Consider the following 20,185-nt stretch of genomic DNA (forward strand, 5'->3'; position numbering starts at 1 on the left):
TCAACTTATCAGTATCATGTCTACTATGAATGGCCTACTTGAATTATTAACTTAAGAAGTTTCTTAAGTTTTAAAAAAGCTTATGGAACCTTTCATTCCATAAGCCATTCTATATGATCGGATGTTCAACAATAAAGGATATCCAACCTTCTTTATATTCTGCATGTATATTACCATTATGAAGTTCAACAATTCTTTTTGAGATAGCGAGTCCCAGTCCATTTCCTTGATTATCTTTTCTGGCCTTATCACCCCTGAAAAATCTCTCAAACAATTTATTTGGATCGCTAACAGGTGGTTTCTCAGCTTTATTTGATACTTTCAAAATTGCTTTATTATCTATTACTTCAAGACATATTGATAATTCGGATGGCTTCATGCTGTACTTTATCGCATTTATAAACAGATTTTCATAAACACGTACCATTTTTTCTACATCCATGAAAATAGTTATTGTTTCTTCCGTTATTGATTTTTGAACAATTAAACTTTCCTTTTCAAATATAGGAGTGTATTCTCCAACTATTTGCTCCAACAAACCTGATAAATCAACTTCATTAAGGTTTAACCTGGCATCGATGTCTGATAAACGGGTGTACTCAAATAGTTCATCAATTAGATATTTCAATCTCTGTGATTTTAAATAAGTGGTTTCGAGGTACTCCTGTAATTGTGCTTTACTGTCATATTGCCCTCTTTTTAATAAATCTACATAGCCGATAATAGATGTCAATGGTGTGCGTAAGTCATGAGATACATTGGTTATGAGTTCATTTTTTGTACGTTCCAATCGTCTTTCCTGTTCAAATGTATTCTCCAATTCCTTGGACATATAATTAATATTTTGAGCAAGTTGGGTCAATTCGTCTTTTCCCTCAATCTCAATTGTCAAACCCAGTTTTCCATTGGCAATATCATTCACATTATCAGAAATGAGCTTCAAATATACTATTTTCTTTCGAACCAATATCAAAAAAATTATTATAAAGGTAAAGATTGCGAACGCGAATAAGAGCAACATTGCGACAGTGAATTCAAACATACCAAAATGGTCGTATTTTTTAAATAATGGATCTATGATGAATAGAAAAATGAGGATTGTAAAACCAAACGAAATAAAAAAACTACCTGCAACAGCAGCAAGAAGTTTTATAATTATCTTATTTCTAAAACTAACCTTCTTCATATTTTGTACCCAATTCCCCAAACAGTTTTAATATAAATGGGATGTTTAGAATCCTCTTCAATCTTGTCTCTTATTTTTGTAATATGCACCATGACAGTATTATCCGATTTATAAAAAACCTCTTTCCAAACTGCTTCATATATTTTTGCCACACTGAGGACAATCCCTTTGTTACAAGCAAGTAGTTTGAGTATATCGAACTCTTTTGGAGTTAGTCTTACTTCCGTTCCTCTTACCCATACTTGACGTGTATCTGTATTCACGGTTAAATCACCAATTTCTAAGATGCTTTTATTATTATCTGTATGCGTATTGTATTTTTTAAATCTTCTTAATTGGGATCTTACTCTAGCGATTAACTCCAACGGGTTAAACGGTTTTGATAAATAATCATCGGCACCAGAAGCTAGCCCTTGAATTTTGTCTATATCCTCTGCCTTTGCAGATAGCATGATAATAGGCATATTTCGTTCTTCCCTAATTTTCATACATGCTTCAATACCATCCATATTAGGCATCATAATATCCAAAATAATAAGATCGAACTTCTTTTCTTCTAACAATTTTAAAGCTTCAATAGCATCTTCTGCCTTTTGAGTTTTCAGACCTTCATTTTCCAAATAAACAGAGATAAGATTCCTAATCTCTTTATCATTATCAACAATAAGAATTTTTGACTCCATATTATTCCTCCACATTTTTCTCGCATTGAACAACTAAAGACATAATCAGGTGGTACATTTCTATCCTCTCTTTTTGTAAACTAATAATTGAAAGATCAAAAATAACATAATCGGTATAAGAGATACCGTCTTAAATATTGTTCTAAATTTTCTTTAGATCCATTTACAATTAATAAGTTTTCTTCTTCATTAAATTTAGCTTTTAATAAAAAATAATTGTTTTGATATTTCTTCTTTTAATTAATTTTTTTTGATTACACCGGTAGTGTATATAATTTATAAAATAAAAAAAGAATCCTCTTCAATACGCCCTTTAAAGGAAATTCTTTTTCAAATCTTATTTTCTTTACTCGTTACTTATTTTCACCAGTTTTTCTCCTTGTTCTAAAAGTGTTTCATAGTTATTGTTCTCTTTAATTTCTTTGATTTTATTTTCAATTGTGGGCGTATTATTTATATTAAAGTACGTATTTAATACTTCATATGGTGTCTTTCCTTGTTTGTTTGCACTACCTTCAATAGCTTCTTTCCATGGAATATTTGCTTTGTCCATGCTTAATTCAAGAGCTGAACCAGTCTCATATCTCATATTCCGCTCTAAAAATCTTGGAGATTCTGCCTGTCCATTAGCAATGAAGTTGAACGCCTCCATAAAAGTAACATGATATGGATTCTGTTTCTTTGCAAGTACCATAAGATTCCCACCAGTTAACTTACTATAACGATACTCTAAGTATCGTGCTGAACCTTCTATTGCTTCAGTTTTTGTTTCTCCAATTAATTGAGGCCATTTTTTATAGCGATAGTTACGTACAATTGTCCAATCATATAATGCCTGATTAATACTTTCTGAGTTCGTATCAATCATTGCTTTATCTAATAGCTTAAATTCTAATCCCATTAGCGCGTAATTTTCTTTATTAATCGGATATTCGTGAATAGACTCTCCACCATTTGCATCATATGTCCAATCTTTTTGTTTATAAGCATGAAAAGCTTCATGTAATAAGAAAGACGAAAAATCAAAATATAAATCTGGATTACTAAACATTTTAGGATAATATTTCAAATAAAACACATCCATATCGTTAATATTTATTATCCCAAAGTTCCAAGGAATCCAGGTAGAAATAGTTCTAAAATCAAAACGAGTTAAGCGATAGACTTTAGGTAGATGCAGAGAATTTGAGACTTTTATTTCCTTTGCAAAAATACTATTTTCTAATCCCGTTACATTAACTGCATAAGCTTCTTGTCTAAAGAATCCCCCGTCTTTATTACCACGTATCAAAACCAATGGCATTTTTTCGAAGCGATAATCTTCATTCCAAAGTTTATCACTCGATTCTTCAAAGCTCTTATAAATAGTAGCTAATTCTTTTAACATGTTTTGATCCGTTTTATCTAAAGACTTAAACTCTGTATGATATGTTTTATTTAAAATTATGCTTCCCAACATACTTCCTATAAATATTACTAATAAGATTAAAATTATCTTCAAAAATTTTTTCAACATACACTCCTTTTCTAAAACGATAATCCTTATGATGAATAAGGTTTACAAGTTTTATGTTTATTAACACTCTTTTGGTGCAGACCTAATTTGAAATAATAACTATAATAAATACAATGAATACAAGATATTATTTTGATAATTATTCCTTACTATCAAAATTTCGATTATAGTTAACAATTTATATTGGATGATTATTCAATTTTATTGTAAGGGGATAGTGCAAGCGTTCCTACAAATGAGGATAAAGTAGTACTCAATGTAGAAACCATGCTATCTTGCCTCTTCATTATTAAGATATAGAAAGAATAGTATTTTTCTCTTTTAATTGCTCACACATAACTTCTTGTAAGTTATACATGAAATGCGCCCCCTACTTGCATTTACTTTTCTTCTAACACTTTCTGCCGCTCATTGCTGCATATTTGTATCTCAAATTCACTTTCTATTTTGCTTACATAGTATTTTTTCACTTCATCAAAACGGAGGCCAATTATGTTGATACTTAGTATACATAACATTATTACATTAATCTTCTTTCGGAAGTACAAGTCCTTTATACAATTGAACTGTAATCAAGTAGTAACTCGAGTAAATCACTATGAAAATAACAATTGGTAACCAAATCCGAAAATACGGATCAATTAAAAGAGGGCCAAACATGTTCATACCAACTAATATGTGAGTAATACCCACAATTGCTGGGACTAAAAATACGAAGAATAACTCCTTATAAATCGATTGTATTAATAATTCCCGGCGAACACCGATTTTACGAAGCATTTGATAACGTGTACTATCTTTGGATGCACCGGATAGAATTTTAAACATTAAGCAACTTGCCATCATTGCTAAGAATGCAATTCCAACAAAGAAACCCATAAACATTAGTCCGCTGGCTAAACCATGATTCATATTATATGTTTGATACTTACTATCCAGTTCTTCCGCTTTCACATTTTTATATTTCGCTACCTGTAATTCATCAATTTTTTCCCATTCTTTTATGTATGATCCAAAATCATCTGTTTTCCCAATAAACACCGTATTTTCTGTACCTTTTATACTATCGTATATGTTTTGATCGACAATTTTTACTTTATGATCAGGATGCATATACTTTGGCTGGATTGTTTGGAAAGCGTCGCTCCATTGTTTTGGTTTCCCATCATCTTTACCCCATTGTCTTGACAGTGCAAATGCATCCATGGGAATTCCCTCTGAAACTTTCATCGTCTTCCCATTTTTTCTATCTTTTACTAAAGGACGATTTTTCTCTAAATCTTCTTTTATATAATAAACATACTTACCATCTACTTTATAGCGATATTCAAGCTTCTCTTGGAATAAGATACCACTCAAAAAGTTTTTTTCTTCCGCTGTTGGATTATGAACTACCGAATCGTAAATTGTTCCTTTATCAGTCTGCTTTAGAACGTCGTTTTTAAATGCCAGACCACACGCAATTCCACCAGCGCCAAGAGCCACTAGGATCGCTACCGTTGCAAGCACATTTGTTAGGCCATTAATACGGAAGTTTAATTGGGCAAAAGTAAAAGCATTAAGCCCTTTTTCACTACGTTTTTTATTACTCTTTAACTTTCTAATCATAACTGGGAGTAGTGATCCAAATAACATGTAAGTACTAACTGTTGCTGTGATTAATCCAAGAGCCATTAATTTAGGAACGGTTCCTAGATCTTTTTCATGTGGTATATAGATCAGTGATGCATAGCCAATACCTAGCAAAATCAGACCAAGGAATGCAACTACAGCTGTCATTTTTCCTTTTACCGCGACATGCTCTGTTTGTCCATCTGCATGTACAAGTTGTAATACGGAAATACGTGACAATTTAATACCATTCATACTTGCTGATAGTACAAATAAAGCAAAGAAGAAGATGCAAGTAACAACCATAGATGGAATATAAAATGCTTTGTAACCTTCACCAGTTAATTCCAATTGTTTCATTAATAACTGTCCGATACCTTCTGCAAGTCCTACACCAACTGCAATTCCGATTACAAGAGATGCGGCACCTAATACGATTGTTTCGATAAACATAAGTAAGGTAACTTTATGCTTTTTTGCTCCTAACATCATGTACATGCCAAACTCTTTTTGGCGAAGAGATAATAAGAAAGAGTTTGCATATAAAATATAAAAAAATGTTACAATTGCTAATAAAAAGGAACCAATGTGGAATATATATACAATAGGATCCACATGTGCATTAGATTCAAGGAACCCTTTATTTAGTGCTAACGTTTGAAACATATAGAAAATTGAAATAGATACAATAAGACCAACAAGTAAGACAATATAATCTTGCAACTTACTTTTTAACCCTGACATGGAAAGTTTAAATAACATGCCTAAACCCCTTTTCTTACGCTTTTTGTGTGCCTAAATCTGTAAGCACGTCTAAAATTTCTTTATAAAACTCTTCACGTTTACCACCACGGTGAATTTCTTTATATAACTCACCATCTTGAATGAATAAAATACGCTGACAGTAACTTGCACTGTACGGATCATGTGTAACCATCATAATAGATACACCTTGCTCTTTATTTAAGTTTGTCATGGCATCAAGTAAACTGGTTGCATTTTTAGAATCAAGAGCTCCTGTTGGCTCGTCTCCTAATATAATCGCTGGTTCATGAGCTAACGCGCGTGCTGCTGCTGAACGCTGCTTTTGTCCACCAGATACTTCAGATGGATACTTTTGAAGGATTGCTGAAATCCCTAACATATCAGCTACCTTTTCTACTTTCGGCCCAATTTTTCGTGATGGGACACCTTGAAGAGATAGTGGAAGTGCAATGTTTTCGTAAATAGATAAATTCTCTAATAAATTAAAGTCTTGGAAAATAAATCCTAACTTTTGCGAACGGAAATCAGAAAGCTCACCTTGCTTCATTTTCGTAATATCCGTTCCTGCAATTTCAATAACGCCACCTGTCGCTTTATCAAGAGTCGAAATTACATTTAATAATGTTGTTTTGCCAGAACCAGATGGCCCCATAATTCCTACAAACTCCCCCTCTTGAATCGAGAATGAAACACCTTTTAATGCGTGTGATTGATTCTCACCTTTTTTACCGTACACTTTTTGAATGTTTTTTACGTCTACGACTGGTTTTATCATATATATCCTCCTACATTTCTATGATTGATAAGCTACCGTTTGGGGTGTTTCCTTTTCGTTTCCACTTGCAATGCCTCATCTGTAAAAGTATTAAACTTGTACCCCACCAATATATATCCTTTTATTTTTCAAAATAATAAGTCCTTTCATATTTTTGCAATACATAAAAATAGATATCAAACGGGGTATATTGTATTCAATTTGGACATCCATTTTTAGGAATACACGTAATAGACAATATAAGTAATAAATTTGTTCCCCTTTAAGATAAGAAAGCACTAGGTATTTTGTTAAGAAAACAAAATGAATTGCATAAAAAAATCCCTTTTCGTTATCTCAAAAAAAGAATCATTGCTGCAGATTTTATAAACTGTATAATGGCCGGCTCATGTTGCTGTCCACCAGATACTTCAAGTGAATACTTTTGGAATATCGCTGAAACTTCTAATATATGAGCTACCTTTTTTCTACTTGCTGGCGAATACTTCGTGATGGAACACCTTGAAGGGAAAATGAAGAAACAATTTTGTGCAATCATTTGAATTATAAATAAAACATATTAAGAACTACTGGTTATATTTCTTAATTTTTCTTAAGATAATTTATAAAAACTAAACCATTATGGGGAGATTATTTCATAATTGTTTCTAGTACAAATAATAAAAAACTACACCCTATTTAGGATGTAGTTTTTCTAACTGATTTATTTATTTTTCACTTCATTTTTATAAAAAGCAAATAGTGGTTCAATTGCTGGACTAGCTAAAAGAGGAATTGCCCTCTCAATCAATTCTCTATCCCACTCAAACCAACGCATTTCCATTAGCATATTCATTTCTGTATCAGTAAATCGTTTCTTTATTTCCTTAGCAGGATTTCCACCTACTATTGTATACGGGGGAACATCTTTACTTACGACAGATCCTGCTGCAACGATAGCACCTTCACCGATTGTAACGCCAGGCATTATTATAGAATTCATTCCAATCCAAACATCACTTTTAATGACTGTATCACCCTTCGGTTCATATGATTGTTCAATTTGCTCAGCGAATGGATATACTGTAATCCATTCTGAGTGATGATTATGATTACCACCCATTAATATGACTACTCCACTTGCAATACAAACATAGTTTCCAATAATGAGTTTATCAAGGTGCCATCCCATCTGTTCAATTGGATTGAAAAGCGCTCGGGACATAGCGTCTCCCCACAAATACCTTACACAGCCATCTTCAAAATTTTGATGACTATAATACCCAGAATAATAGGAGTACTCTCCTACTTCAATGAGTGGATTTGTTACTATATCTTTTAAATACTTCGTTTCTGACCAATGATTAAATAATGGATGATTCATAACTTTATTCCTCGCTTCTAAGTATTATAGATTTTTGTAATTCACTTAGAAGCTTAATACGACTGCAACATTTTTTAGCTTTTTCAAACGACGAATCATTATATTCAAGCCTTTCTTTTATAATAAAAAAATCATAACGTGATAAATTACATAAGTCAAATTGTAAAATTATGTACTAAAACTTATGTTGTGTGAATTGAAATTTCAGCATTAAAATAATCGAGTTTTCAAATAATAAATCCCAATTACATATAATAAAGATTTCTTAGCTATACATCTAACTTCTTTCTTATATTAGCCTTAACTCCCTCGATATAATTTTATTATTCATTAATTTGTCTGACAAATCAATAAATGTTAATATGATTATAGAAGATATTATCATCCATTAGATTTCACAGCTAGTTTTTCACAAAAATGATTTCTGAATCCTTTATTAATTAGGAGGTTTAGAAGATGAAACTTTTAAGGCAATCAACACTTATTGGCGCATTGACTGTTGGAGGATTTTTATTTTCGAATACAATTAGTACAATCACACCTGTGTCTGCTGAATCGCAACTTTCACAAAAAGAATCACGATTTTCAGATACTTGGCGGTGGCAAAACTATTTTTTATTACATCATAATGCAGATTTTTTAGAAGAGTTAGCAGTTGGTGACTTAAAGCATGGAGATACATTCGATGTTAAAATATATACTGGTGGTAAGGATACTGGCATTGTAAAAATATATCAATTGAGTGGAAATGAAAATGATGAAATAAACTTGCATAGATATAAAACCATTTACGACTCAGGTATAACACATAATGATGGTAGATTTGTAACGCCCATTACTAAGGTTTATAATCCAGGAACATATGTAGCTGTTATGAAACTTGGAGAAAATTATTATTATGGGGGCAGCTTTAAAATCTCAAAATAATTAACGTTAATTTCACCATTAATTAAATGTTAAATACTATTTTTATTAGACAAAGACCACTTTAAAAGCCCCCATTATAAGTGGGGCTTTTTGATCGTTTCCCCTTTTTAAGGCTAGAAGAAATCCTTACTTTCTTTATCAATTAGCATTTTTATTCACTAACCGTTTTCACTTCTTTATGTTCTACAATTCGATATGCAATATTGCATATTCTATATGTTCACTTTTTAAACATGCGATAATTTATTTATATAAAGGTTTAAAATTAATGTTGAAAGGAGAATACTACATGTCTTTCTTTTCTTGGTCTCCTCTTATTTTCTTAATAGGTGTTGCAATTATCATTTCTATTCAAAGGGCTAAGAAACAATAATTAATTATTTGGAGGTGTAATAATGTCATTTGCAGCATGGAATGCAATTTTTTTGTCTTTAATCGGAGCAATCTTTGGTACAATCTCCTCTAGAAATAAAAGCAAGAATTAATTACTAACGTAAAAATGAATTTCTAATAAAACTCTATACAAAAAAAGTAGCCTATAAAGTTTTATAGGCTACTTTTCATTTCATCATTATTACTTAACTAACTCTTTCGTTCCTTTCATTACATCAACGAAGAATCCCCAATTATTCACAACAGAAGAAATACTAATATGCTCATCTGGAGTGTGAACGTTGAATATATCTGGACCGAATGAAATTGCATCTAAGTCAGGCATCTTTTCAACGAATACACTACATTCGATCCCTGCATGCACAGCAAAGATTTCAACATCTTTATTGTATTTTTCTTGATGCACTTTTTCAAACAAATTACGAATCTGTGAATTCGGATTGTATGGCCATTCTGGATACTCTGACTCTATTTCAAATGTTGCACCAACTAATTCGGCAATACATTTAATTTCATCTGCAACATGTTGTTTTAAACTACTTACAGAACTTCTCACTTCGTTACGTAATTTAATTTCATCTTGCAACGTTTCAATAACGCCTAAATTTGTTGAGCTTTCTACTAGACCTTTAATATCCATGCTCATACTTTGAATGCCGTTCGGAATTAAGAATAATGATGAAATAAGCTGCTTTTGTGTCTCTTTAGCAAATACTTTTTCTACTGCTTTATCCAATTTTGTAAGTGTTACATGAACATCTGGATCAACAGCACGCATTTCTTCTTGTAATACTCTTGTCCATGATACTAGTTTTTCTTCTACTTTCTCTACATCTTCTGTACGTAATACGAGTGTAGCTACACTTTCACGAGGAATTGCATTCGTTTTTAATCCGCCGTGAACCTCACTTATATCAAATTGAATATTTGCTGATAAATCACGTAATACTCGTCCTAATACTTTGTTCGCATTACCGCGTTGTTTATCAATTTCCATACCAGAATGTCCGCCTTTTAAACCACCAACATAAAGACGGTATGCATCCATATTCGCTGGCACTTCATCCCAAATTACTGGAATTGTTTCAACAGCTTTCGCACCACCTGCGCTACTTACAAGTAATTTATGATCTTCTTCAGAATCTATGTTAATAAAAATCTTTCCTTCAAAATGATTTGAATCAACAGCGAAAGCTCCGCCCATTGTCGTTTCTTCTTCAGTAGTAATAACTACTTCAAGTGCTGGATGCGGAATGTCTGATGCATCTAATAAAGCCAGTGCATATGCAACAGCAATACCATTATCAGCTCCTAAAGTCGTTTGATTTGCATATAACATGTCCCCAATAATTCGTAATTCAATTGGATCTTTTTCAAAATCATGTACGGTTGCTTGATTTTTTTCACATACCATATCCATATGACCTTGAATGATAATAGCTGGTACATTTTCATAACCAGTAGTTGCTTCTTTTTTTATAATGACATTCAATGCTTCATCTTGAATCACTTCTAAGTTACGCTCTTTTGCAAAGCCCACTAAATAATCACTAATTTCATTTTCATTACCCGATCCTCTAGGAATCTTTGAAATTTCTGCAAAATGATAAAATACAGGGTGCTTTGTTAATTGTTCTAAAGTAGAAAACATTTTTAAGCTCCTCTCAAAATGACAAAATAATATGTAAGTCTTTTATCATTATACCATGATTCATTATTTTACCTTTCTTTTAACTTTTTTAATATTATATATATATTGTTCATTTTATGTACAACACTCTTACAACATTTTAAGAGTGTTGTAATCTATATCGATTTTTCTACTTTAAAAATAGCCGTATACTTTTTAAAGAAACAAATTGAAGGTGATAAAGAATATGAAAAAGCTTTTTGCTGTTATTACACTATGTTTATTATTTTCAAGTTTTACTATTGGGTGTGAGAGAGCATCACTAAATAGAATTGGTAAGGATGTATATTACGTACAGATAACAGGTGAAGGCGCTATCGAAAAAGTAGAAGGCAGAAGTTTACGGAACTATACGTTGCCCGCATACGATGAAGACGGAGTAAAAAAACAAATTACATTTAGAAGTACAAAAAAAGAAAACGACCAAAAATTAAATGAAAATGCGTTTTTACGCCTTTATGTAGATCAAGATGATAAAGATAAAAATGAAATATCATCTATTGAAGTGAAGTCCTATGAAGAAATTCAGAAAGCAGATTTACCTGAAAAAGTAAAAGAAAAGTTTAATGTTAACTAAATTGAAACTAATCTGTAAATAACAGATTAAAAAATAAAAGAAAATGCTCTATGCATTTTCTTTTATTCTTTTCACTCTTATATATTTTGAACTACCATTATTCATAAGCTTTTCTAACCGATTTATATTTTCCGTTAATGCACCTTTCACAAGAGAGAAATCTGTATTTGCTTCTTCTTTTTTTTCTTTAAAAAACGAAGACTTTTGTACATTGATTTCAGCCATCTCTTCTCCCCCTTTTCAAAAAGATACAACCTTTTATTTATATTATATAGCAAATGCAGACAGAGTTGTACACTTATGATTTTCTTTTTAATTCTTCTTCTAACTCTTCTACTTGCTGCAAAGTATCTCCTTTTATTAAAGAGAAATCTGTTGCATCCTCATCATCTTCTTTAAAAAAATCATTGTCATAATCCTTTATCACTACAATCACCTCTACGTGCTAGTGTAGGAATGATTGTCCCATTTTATTCAACTTTGTCGTATTTTGTTTTGAATTTATGTATAGAAGAAAAGGACAGAAAAATGATTCTGTCCTACTTACTAAAATAACTATGATGTATTGTTAAATTATATACATTTTCAAAATCTCGATCTTGTAGGCTATTCTTCTTCCCATCAATAACTATAAAAACATCATTCATTATTTTTGCTGGTATAATCCCAACGTTCTCTACTTGTACTGCTTTTTGTTCATTTAATTGCTCTATATGTTCTAAAGGTACTGTAATACTAAATTGAGAGCGAATACCACGAAAGCCCGTATTTAATTCATTTGCTGCTTCAAATACAACAATTTTCGCTCCAATTTTTTCCCCATATGAATCTAAAAATGTGCTTAAGCTTTTTGTATATTCCTCTTCCGTATGCCATTCCATCGTCCCAAATGCTGCTGGATTAATATTTTGGATAATGTTCGTATATATTTCTCCTCTTGCTTTTGAAGCGATTAATGACCGCTTTATGGATTGAACAGTTTTACCGATATCGCTAAATTTCGCTCCCCATATTTCCGAAATGTTAGGTGTTAAAATAAACGCAATATCAACGAAAATGACCATCGCAGTAAACATTAATAAGTTTTTCCAGAGGGTTAAATCGATTCCTTTTATCATGAAATAAACTGTGACTGATGTTATGAATAATCCATACCAAGTTTTTCGAATTCTCTGCTTTTTCTCTTCATATAACTCTTCATTTCTCCAATAAAAGAAAACAAGAACTACAAAAATGATCGCTAAAATAAATAAGCCGATTCGAATGTTAGAGATTGTCAATTACATCACCCTCCATTCAAAAACTACTCACGATATCATTACATGCGCAAGCAGCTCTCTTTATGACAAAAGACGTGGACAAGCTTCTAAATTTAGCTACATCGCATATACATTAGAAAGAGGCCGCGTCTTTTATCATGAGTCTACATTGTATATGTAGACAAGCATGCGTTACAAATTTTCATGTTAAAAAGAAATATGTTTCGGAATTTCCCCTTCAGGTACTTCTCCATCCATACTTAAGTAATAATGACGAATCGGACGTAAATTTCCGTCTAATTCATAAACAAGCGGAATGCTAGTTGGAATATTTAATGAAACCACTCCATCATTTGAAAGGTTGTCTAAGTATTTCACTAGCGAGCGAATTGTATTACCATGAGATGAAATAATTACTTTCTCACCACTTTTTAATGACGGTGCAATTTCTGAATGCCAATAATTAAGCACTCGTTTCTCCGTATCCTCTAAACATTCAGTTAATGGGAATTCACCTTTTTGAAGTGTTTTATATCTTGGAGTGTTCGCTTCATATCTAGGGTCATCTTCAGTAAGAGCAGGTGGTCTTACATCAACACTCCTTCTCCAAATATGAACTTGTTCTTCTCCATATTTTTTTGCAGTTTCTTCTTTATTCAATCCTTGTAGTGCACCATAATGTCTTTCATTTAGTTTCCACGATTTATGTACAGGCACCCAAGTAAGATCCATTTCATGCAGTACAATCCATAAAGTCCGGATTGCTCGTTTTAATACAGATGTGTAAGCAACATCGAAAGTATAACCATTTTCCTTTAATATTGCTCCTGCTTCTCTTGCTTCACTTAATCCATTCTCTGATAAATCTACATCAGTCCATCCAGTAAAGCGATTTTCAAGATTCCATAAACTTTGTCCGTGACGAATAAGTACAAGTTTTATCATTATAATTCCCCTCTCGGAAATGTGAATTTTATTGTTCCATCGCGTACACGTATAAAGTATCTAGTAATGTAACTTTTTATCCATTCACTCTATGATTTATCCATAGTTGCCAAATGCCTGGATAAAATTTGTTCTTTTTCAAACTATAAAAACAGATATATTTTCTCATTATTTTTGATCGACTGATATTTCCCGTTTCGACATCCATGCATCAAAACCTGAACGACTATTTGCCATTTCATTCATAACTTGATGCCAATTTTCTTCACATGATTCACCAAATTTTGAAAAAATAGCATCCATTTGCATCCTTTGAACATCGCTCAGTTTTTTCTCTAAATCTGTACCTTCTTCTGTTAAAGATAACTGTTTCACACGGCGGTCATGTGTAGCTTCATTACTCTCAATAAGTCCCTTTTCCACAAGTTGACGAAGTGGTCCGTGAAGAGCTTGTTTACTTATTTCTAATAGCGATAGTAACTCATTTACACTTATCCCTGGAAAACGTGCAATAAAAAATAAAATTCGGTGATGTACTCGCTGTATACCGTACTCTTTTATAATTTCATCTGGCTTTTCAGTAAATGTTTTATATGCAAAGTAAAATAATGCTAATGCCTCATTCATCTGTTCTTCTTTATTTTGTGTCATCTACTTTCCCCCTGTATGTAAATTATACCACAATTCACTTATGAATAATTTAGTTGGTATATTGAGCCTAATTTCTTCATTCTAAAACCAACAAATTTCAACTATTATATTTTTTAAAGGTTGTTTAATTCACAAACCATACCATCAAATAAAGTCTCCAAATTACTTTTAAAAAACTTCTTAAGGAAATTGGTTACATTCAGATGATAAATATTGTAAAATTTATTTATTAATATTTCCCGAAAAATTCAATTGTGATTGGAGTGTTATTTTATGCAAACAAAAAAAGTTTATCTTTATGTATTTAATACAATGTCAGACTGGGAATATGGACATTTAATTGCAGAACTAAACTCAGGAAGATATTTCAAAAAAGATTTAGCCTCTTTAAAGGTAATTACAGTAGGAACTACTAATGAAATTATTACTACGATGGGAGGACTGAGCATAAAACCAGATATTTCTCTGGATAAATGTACTCTTGAGAGTAACGATCTTTTAGTGTTACCTGGAGGGACTACTTGGGGAGAAAGCATTCATCACCCTATCTTGAAAAAAATTGGTGAAGCGTTAAAACTTGGCACTATTGTTGCTGCCATTTGTGGTGCAACTGAGGGACTAGCTAATTTCGGATACCTAGATTCTAGAAAACATACAAGCAATGATTTAGAATATATTAAAATGGTTTGTCCTAATTATAAAGGCGAACAACTTTATAAGATGGAACCTGCAGTATGTGATGAAAATTTGATTACTGCATCAGGAGTAGCTCCTCTAGAATTTGCAATGGAAGTACTGAAAAAAATTGATGTATTTGCACCAGATACGTTACATTCATGGTATAACCTAAATAAGACTCATAAACCTGAATACTTCTTCCAGTTAATGAATTCCATTACTAGATAAGCTGAAAAATTAAATTAGCAGTTTTATATTATATAAAAAACTTAAAAAACACCCCTAAAGTTGTTATAAATACAACCGGTAACTAAATCTATTTAAAATCTCATTGAATAACGGCGGTTTTTCTTCTTTGGTAATAATGATGAAACGTCATTAAGAATCGATGACAGATGTAAAACAAAAAGGGATGATACATATTAGTCTTGAATCATCCCTTTTTTATGACGTTAATGTTACCATATTATTTTACTTATTCATCTCCAGCAAGCGTTAACTGCCAAGATACACCATACTTATCATTTAACCAACCAAACTTTTTACTAAACGGATAGGAACCTAAAGGCATAAGAACTTTTCCATCTTGCGCTAGTTTATTAAAAACTGTTTCAATTTCCTTTTCCGTTTCACAAGTTACATAAAGAGACATAGATGGAGTGAATGTAAAATCATGCTTTACATAACTATCGATACACATGAACTCTTGGCCATTTAACGTAAAAGTTGCATGAATTACAGTTCCCTCTTTACCAGGTCCATTTTCATCGTAACGAGAGATACTTATAATTTCTGACTGATCAAACAGTGATGTATATAAGTTCATTGCTTCCTCAGCTTTACCCTCAAACATTAAAAACGTAGTAATTTTTTGATTTGTGTTACTCATTTAGAGACATCCTCTCGTTATGTATTAATACTTAATATAGGTCCGGATAATCAAAACCGAACGTATATTCCTGTAATTATATTGTCTATAAAAACTATGATTTTGTCAATTATCTACTTTTTTATTTCTTCTTAAATAATGCTGTCCAAAGAAATGATTCTCCAAACATTTCATTCGGTTGTTCAATTTGCTTCATCTTTCTAATTTCAATTACTTCAAATTCTTTAAATACCTCTCTTAACTTTTCTTCTGAATATGCAAGACCACCTTGCAAACTCCACCCTCTATACACATCCCAGTCCGTTATTTCCGATCCATTCCGCTCATCTAAATCGCCTGCTGCAAAACATGTTAATCCGAAATAACCACCCGATTTTAATGCGTTTTTAATTAAATCCACATAATTCATTCTTCTATGTGGGGGAATGTGATGCAAGCAGCCGGAATCATATACAAAATCAAACTCATTATGACCATCTAAATTAAAAATTGAATCACAAATAAAGTGAATTTCTATTCCTTTTTCTAATGCCCTTTCTTTTGCCCAACTTATGCCTTCTATAGATAAATCCACTGCTGTTACATCAAATCCTTCTGTCGCTAAATAAATTGCATTTCTGCCTGGTCCACATCCAAGCTCTAATACTTTCACTTTGGAAACCCTCTCTTTTTGTACATACGAAACTAGGTTCTCATCCGGAACGTTTTCAAAAAATGGAACATTCTTTTCTCTATTTTCATAAAATTCATTCCAAAATGGTGCTGCAGGTCTTAATAATGAATCAAGCATTTTAAAAATATCTTCTTGAGTTTGTAACATTTCATTTTTCATTTATACCCCTCCATTTTTAATAGTCAGAAAATTATTATATATCTTTTAGAACTTTCAAACAAAGAAAACCTCACATTTTATTCTTTCTTTATTTTTTAAATTATTTTAAATACGGTAAATGAAATTATCAGAATTACACTTATGACGTAAATACGTAACAACCTAATCATAGAATACAAAAAAGAGCCACAAATTTTTGTGACTCCTTCTGCATGAATAATTGTATCAGGAATTTTTATTATATATCGATTTTCCTATCAACAAACGATAAATCTCTTCATCCCGATTACAACTTCATAATTTAACGCCCGCGTCTTTGCTGACCTTGCTTCCCACTACTTTTCTTATTACTTGGCTTATTAAACGATTGTTGTTTATCATTTCTTGAACCTTCACGGCTATCTCTTTGACGATATTGTCCTGTCTTCTTCGGTTTATCAAATTGCTTTTTTTGCGGTTTTCCATTTTCGTCTACATGCTTTATCATCGGTTGCTCTATTACTTGTCTTTGCAAGGGTGCACCAAGTGTTTTTTCAATTTCTTCTAAATATCTTTCGTCTTTCTCTGCAACAAACGTAATTGCAAGACCAGATCCACCTGCACGTCCAGTTCGGCCAATGCGGTGAATATAACTTTCTACATCTTCAGGGATATCAAAGTTAAATACATGCGTTACACCATCTACATCAAGTCCACGAGCTGCTACATCAGTCGCAATTAAGTACTGAATTTTAGCTTCGCGGAAACTCTTCATAACTCTTTCACGTTTCGCTTGAGGTATATCACCATGAAGTTCAGCACAATTATAACCTAGTCCTTTTAAATTATCATAAAGCTTACTTGCTCTAACCTTTGTACGACAGAAAATAACTGCTAAAAATGGCTGATCACGATCCATAACAAAACGAAGTGCATCTGGCTTTGCACGATCTGTCGTCTCAATGACACGCTGTTCAATTGTATCTACCGTTACTTCTTCACTTTGTACTTGAATCATTTGCGGTTCATCCATATAACGCTTCGCCAATTTTTTAATATCTTTTGGCATCGTTGCTGAGAATAACATCGTTTGTTTACTATCAGGTGTCTCATCTAAAATATCTTCAATATCATATAAGAAACCGAAATAAAGCATTTGATCCGCTTCATCTAGTACAAGCATAGAAAGATTACTTAAATCAATTGTTTCACGTCGTATGTGATCAAGTAAACGTCCTGGTGTTGCTACAACAATATGTGTATTACCTTTTAGTTTTCTCAATTGCTGTGCAACATCTTGCCCGCCATAAATCGCAAGCACATTAATATCTTCTCTATGAACAAGCATCTTTTTAATTTCAGCTGTAATTTGTAGTGCCAGTTCCCTTGTTGGCGCAACAATTAAAGCCTGAACATCGCTTGACTCTGGATTAATTTTCTCTAAAATCGGTAAAACGAATGCAAGTGTTTTACCTGTTCCTGTTTTAGCTTGACCAATTATATCTTTACCTGACATAACAACCGGTATAGCTTTCTCTTGAATTGGCGTTGCTTCTGTGATTCCATTTTCACGTAATGTATGATTAAAAGTTTCACTAATTCCTAATTCTAAAAAGTTTTTCATATTGACCACTTCTTTTCCTTATTTTTCACATTAGCTTTCATTGTACCATTTGTTTCGCCAAATATGAAAAATAAAAAAATTCTTACCTTCTCTTTTTATATTCATCGTGTACTAGATGAACAAATTCTTTTTGCTTTTTCTCAGATTTTATTAATGCTTCCATATTCCCATTTGAAATTCAGCAATTTCACGGTTACATCTATAACAATTACTTAGAACTACATTACAATAATGAAGATATTAATGGGATTTTAAAAATCACTATTTCACCAGTTCAAAATAAATTAGACCAATATGTACATAAAGGAACTACGTTCTACAATTTAAAAAATAATATAAAAGCATTATATAATTCTCATTTTGATTTAGCATATGAGCTTATATTTCAGAAAGACGGTTTTCAATATAAAATCGCAATTGGTAACAAACTACATATAAAAGGAAAATACAATGCTAATGATTTAATTCATATTGCAGAATCTATGAATTGAAAAACCTATCTTTCCGATATAGGAAAGATAGGTTTTTTTATTATTTTATACAATAATTATAAAATAAGTTTTCCTCCATGATAGCAATAATAACTTTCTGCTTTAAGAGATTTAATCTTCTTCAAAGACTGTTCCGCTCTTTCTATATCTAAACAAAAGTTCGGATTAGCTATAACTAATTCACTATTCTCTTGAACCGCTGCGTCTCCCGTAATTACACAGTCTAAATTCGGAAAATATAATGAAATATGCCCCGAAGTATGTCCTGGCGTTGCTACTATTTGACACTCATTATTCAAAATCATTTGACCATCATATACCTTTTCATCAACGGAAATATGTCTTATATTTTTTAACTGCTGTATAAACCATTCGCCAAATTCTTTTTCTTCTTTTGGCATGCGTTCTAACATTTCTTCAGCTTGAACTAATCTCTCTGATTTCATTTCACCATTAATATAGTTTGATTCAATTTCACTAGCAATAACATTAATTTGAGGATATTTCACTTTGAAATCATATAGAGCTCCTATATGATCATCATCATAATGGGTAATAATTATATTTTTTAAGTTTTTCATCTCATACCCATGTTTTAATATTTCATTTTCAATTAAAGGTAAAAAATTTGTATATCCTGTATCGACTAATGTTAATTCATTATGTAATATAATTAAACTCGGATAAATACATTGTTTTTGCCCGTTAAATTCGAATTCAATTGGTAATTCTATTATCTTCATTTTTCTTCCCCCATACCGCATAATAAATATTTAATAATAACTGAATCATCCACATACATTTTATTATACATGCCATATAGCAAATCAATGTGAGTCATTTCATTTTCCCTTCGCTTAACAAACATTATTTCATTTTGAACAGGTATTCACTTATACTTATCGAAATGTACAAATAGGAAAAAATGATGAAATTGATTATTCTTTCTCTTTTTTGTCTATCCTTTTAAAAAATCTATGTTTTTGTAAAAGGAGTGTTTATATGGAGAAACAGACACTTTGGAAAAAATTCAAAAAAAGCTCAGCAAATATAGGTAAATCTAGTGTGTATGAAAGTATTATTTTATACTACACTTTGAAAAAGACAGGGTTACCTATTAAAGCTAAACTCATTATATTAGCTGCTTTGTCCTATTACGTATGGGCGATTGATTTCATTCCAGATATAGCGGCGATAATCGGAATTGGTTTATTAGATGATGTTTTAGCAATTGCCTTGGCTCATAAGTTTGTCATGCAACATGCAAATGCTGAAATTAGAGAAAAAGGAAAAGTAAAGATGGAATCATTATTTGCTTCAGCACACGCATAATAAAAAAGACAGTCATTTT

Annotated in this window: 21 protein-coding genes and 1 pseudogene; 5 read left to right on the forward strand and 17 right to left on the reverse strand. The window is 31.8% G+C overall.

The features are described from left to right. Window positions 1–109 precede the first annotated feature (109 nt). From FT637_RS24170 to FT637_RS24200, 7 genes are all read right to left on the reverse strand, one after another. Window positions 110–1,186 (reverse strand): ATP-binding protein, encoded by a 1,077-nt coding sequence (locus FT637_RS24170; RefSeq protein ID WP_193648444.1) that lies wholly within the window; start codon window positions 1,184–1,186, stop codon window positions 110–112. Next, window positions 1,183–1,869, reverse strand: a complete 687-nt coding sequence (locus FT637_RS24175) for a response regulator transcription factor (RefSeq protein WP_193648445.1) — start codon at window positions 1,867–1,869, stop codon at window positions 1,183–1,185. The genes FT637_RS24170 and FT637_RS24175 overlap by 4 nt, the downstream gene beginning before the upstream one ends. A gap of 346 nt (window positions 1,870–2,215) precedes the next feature. Beyond that, the gene (locus FT637_RS24180) at window positions 2,216–3,382 is read right to left on the reverse strand and encodes a hypothetical protein (RefSeq protein WP_193648446.1); all 1,167 of its coding nucleotides are present in this window, start codon (window positions 3,380–3,382) and stop codon (window positions 2,216–2,218) included. A gap of 528 nt (window positions 3,383–3,910) precedes the next feature. Then, window positions 3,911–5,758 (reverse strand): FtsX-like permease family protein, encoded by a 1,848-nt coding sequence (locus tag FT637_RS24185; protein WP_193648447.1) that lies wholly within the window; start codon window positions 5,756–5,758, stop codon window positions 3,911–3,913. Between the two features lie 16 nt (window positions 5,759–5,774). Beyond that, a complete protein-coding gene (locus FT637_RS24190) occupies window positions 5,775–6,536 on the reverse strand; it encodes an ABC transporter ATP-binding protein (protein WP_193648448.1) in 762 nt (253 codons plus the stop codon). Window positions 6,537–6,867: 331 nt separating this feature from the next. Beyond that, the gene (locus tag FT637_RS30700; protein ID WP_413773244.1) at window positions 6,868–7,074 is read right to left on the reverse strand and encodes a hypothetical protein; all 207 of its coding nucleotides are present in this window, start codon (window positions 7,072–7,074) and stop codon (window positions 6,868–6,870) included. A gap of 165 nt (window positions 7,075–7,239) precedes the next feature. After that, window positions 7,240–7,899 (reverse strand): CatB-related O-acetyltransferase, encoded by a 660-nt coding sequence (locus FT637_RS24200; protein WP_193648449.1) that lies wholly within the window; start codon window positions 7,897–7,899, stop codon window positions 7,240–7,242. Between the two features lie 456 nt (window positions 7,900–8,355). On the opposite strand from FT637_RS24200, the gene FT637_RS24205 reads away from it, so the two are divergent. Continuing rightward, window positions 8,356–8,826, forward strand: coding sequence for a DUF5065 family protein (locus tag FT637_RS24205; protein WP_193648450.1), 471 nt, complete (start codon window positions 8,356–8,358; stop codon window positions 8,824–8,826). A 574-nt stretch (window positions 8,827–9,400) separates the two neighbouring features. On the opposite strand, the gene pepD is transcribed toward FT637_RS24205, so the two are convergent. After that, window positions 9,401–10,870, reverse strand: a complete 1,470-nt coding sequence (gene pepD / locus FT637_RS24210) for a beta-Ala-His dipeptidase (protein ID WP_193648451.1) — start codon at window positions 10,868–10,870, stop codon at window positions 9,401–9,403. Between the two features lie 226 nt (window positions 10,871–11,096). Here pepD and FT637_RS24215 point away from each other — a divergent pair, with 226 nt between their 5' ends. Then, window positions 11,097–11,486: a YxeA family protein gene (locus FT637_RS24215; RefSeq protein WP_193648452.1), complete on the forward strand. Its 390-nt coding sequence runs from the start codon at window positions 11,097–11,099 to the stop codon at window positions 11,484–11,486. Between the two features lie 48 nt (window positions 11,487–11,534). Here FT637_RS24215 and spoIISB read toward each other — a convergent pair whose 3' ends face one another. From spoIISB to FT637_RS24240, 5 genes are all read right to left on the reverse strand, one after another. After that, window positions 11,535–11,711, reverse strand: a complete 177-nt coding sequence (gene spoIISB / locus FT637_RS24220) for a stage II sporulation protein SB (RefSeq protein WP_193648453.1) — start codon at window positions 11,709–11,711, stop codon at window positions 11,535–11,537. 73 nt (window positions 11,712–11,784) lie between these two features. After that, window positions 11,785–11,913, reverse strand: coding sequence for a D-alanyl-D-alanine carboxypeptidase (locus FT637_RS24225; RefSeq protein WP_141533590.1), 129 nt, complete (start codon window positions 11,911–11,913; stop codon window positions 11,785–11,787). Window positions 11,914–12,025: 112 nt separating this feature from the next. Then, on the reverse strand, window positions 12,026–12,766 hold the full coding sequence (locus FT637_RS24230) for a type II toxin-antitoxin system SpoIISA family toxin (protein ID WP_193648454.1): 741 nt from the start codon (window positions 12,764–12,766) through the stop codon (window positions 12,026–12,028). Between the two features lie 186 nt (window positions 12,767–12,952). Then, entirely contained in the window at window positions 12,953–13,690 is a 738-nt protein-coding gene (gene gpmA / locus FT637_RS24235; protein ID WP_193648455.1) for a 2,3-diphosphoglycerate-dependent phosphoglycerate mutase, read from the reverse strand. 168 nt (window positions 13,691–13,858) lie between these two features. Continuing rightward, window positions 13,859–14,341: a MarR family winged helix-turn-helix transcriptional regulator gene (locus FT637_RS24240; protein WP_193648456.1), complete on the reverse strand. Its 483-nt coding sequence runs from the start codon at window positions 14,339–14,341 to the stop codon at window positions 13,859–13,861. A gap of 273 nt (window positions 14,342–14,614) precedes the next feature. On the opposite strand from FT637_RS24240, the gene FT637_RS24245 reads away from it, so the two are divergent. Beyond that, window positions 14,615–15,247: a type 1 glutamine amidotransferase family protein gene (locus FT637_RS24245; RefSeq protein ID WP_193648457.1), complete on the forward strand. Its 633-nt coding sequence runs from the start codon at window positions 14,615–14,617 to the stop codon at window positions 15,245–15,247. A gap of 247 nt (window positions 15,248–15,494) precedes the next feature. Here FT637_RS24245 and FT637_RS24250 read toward each other — a convergent pair whose 3' ends face one another. From FT637_RS24250 to FT637_RS24260, 3 genes are all read right to left on the reverse strand, one after another. Continuing rightward, window positions 15,495–15,908 (reverse strand): VOC family protein, encoded by a 414-nt coding sequence (locus FT637_RS24250; protein ID WP_193648458.1) that lies wholly within the window; start codon window positions 15,906–15,908, stop codon window positions 15,495–15,497. Window positions 15,909–16,029: 121 nt separating this feature from the next. Beyond that, window positions 16,030–16,740, reverse strand: coding sequence for a class I SAM-dependent methyltransferase (locus tag FT637_RS24255; RefSeq protein WP_193648459.1), 711 nt, complete (start codon window positions 16,738–16,740; stop codon window positions 16,030–16,032). Between the two features lie 301 nt (window positions 16,741–17,041). After that, window positions 17,042–18,352: a DEAD/DEAH box helicase gene (locus FT637_RS24260; protein WP_193648460.1), complete on the reverse strand. Its 1,311-nt coding sequence runs from the start codon at window positions 18,350–18,352 to the stop codon at window positions 17,042–17,044. A 155-nt stretch (window positions 18,353–18,507) separates the two neighbouring features. Here FT637_RS24260 and FT637_RS30075 point away from each other — a divergent pair. Next, window positions 18,508–18,834: pseudogene (locus tag FT637_RS30075) on the forward strand (hypothetical protein); the annotation flags it as partial. Window positions 18,835–18,890: 56 nt separating this feature from the next. Here the strand turns inward: FT637_RS30075 and FT637_RS24265 are convergent. After that, the gene (locus FT637_RS24265) at window positions 18,891–19,577 is read right to left on the reverse strand and encodes an MBL fold metallo-hydrolase (RefSeq protein ID WP_193648461.1); all 687 of its coding nucleotides are present in this window, start codon (window positions 19,575–19,577) and stop codon (window positions 18,891–18,893) included. Between the two features lie 259 nt (window positions 19,578–19,836). Between FT637_RS24265 and FT637_RS24270 the strand changes: the two genes are divergently transcribed. Beyond that, a complete protein-coding gene (locus FT637_RS24270) occupies window positions 19,837–20,166 on the forward strand; it encodes a YkvA family protein (protein WP_105587408.1) in 330 nt (109 codons plus the stop codon). Window positions 20,167–20,185: the final 19 nt, after the last annotated feature.

It is taken from the genome of Bacillus cereus (assembly GCF_015071065.1).
Lineage (GTDB): Bacteria > Bacillota > Bacilli > Bacillales > Bacillaceae_G > Bacillus_A > Bacillus_A cereus_BA.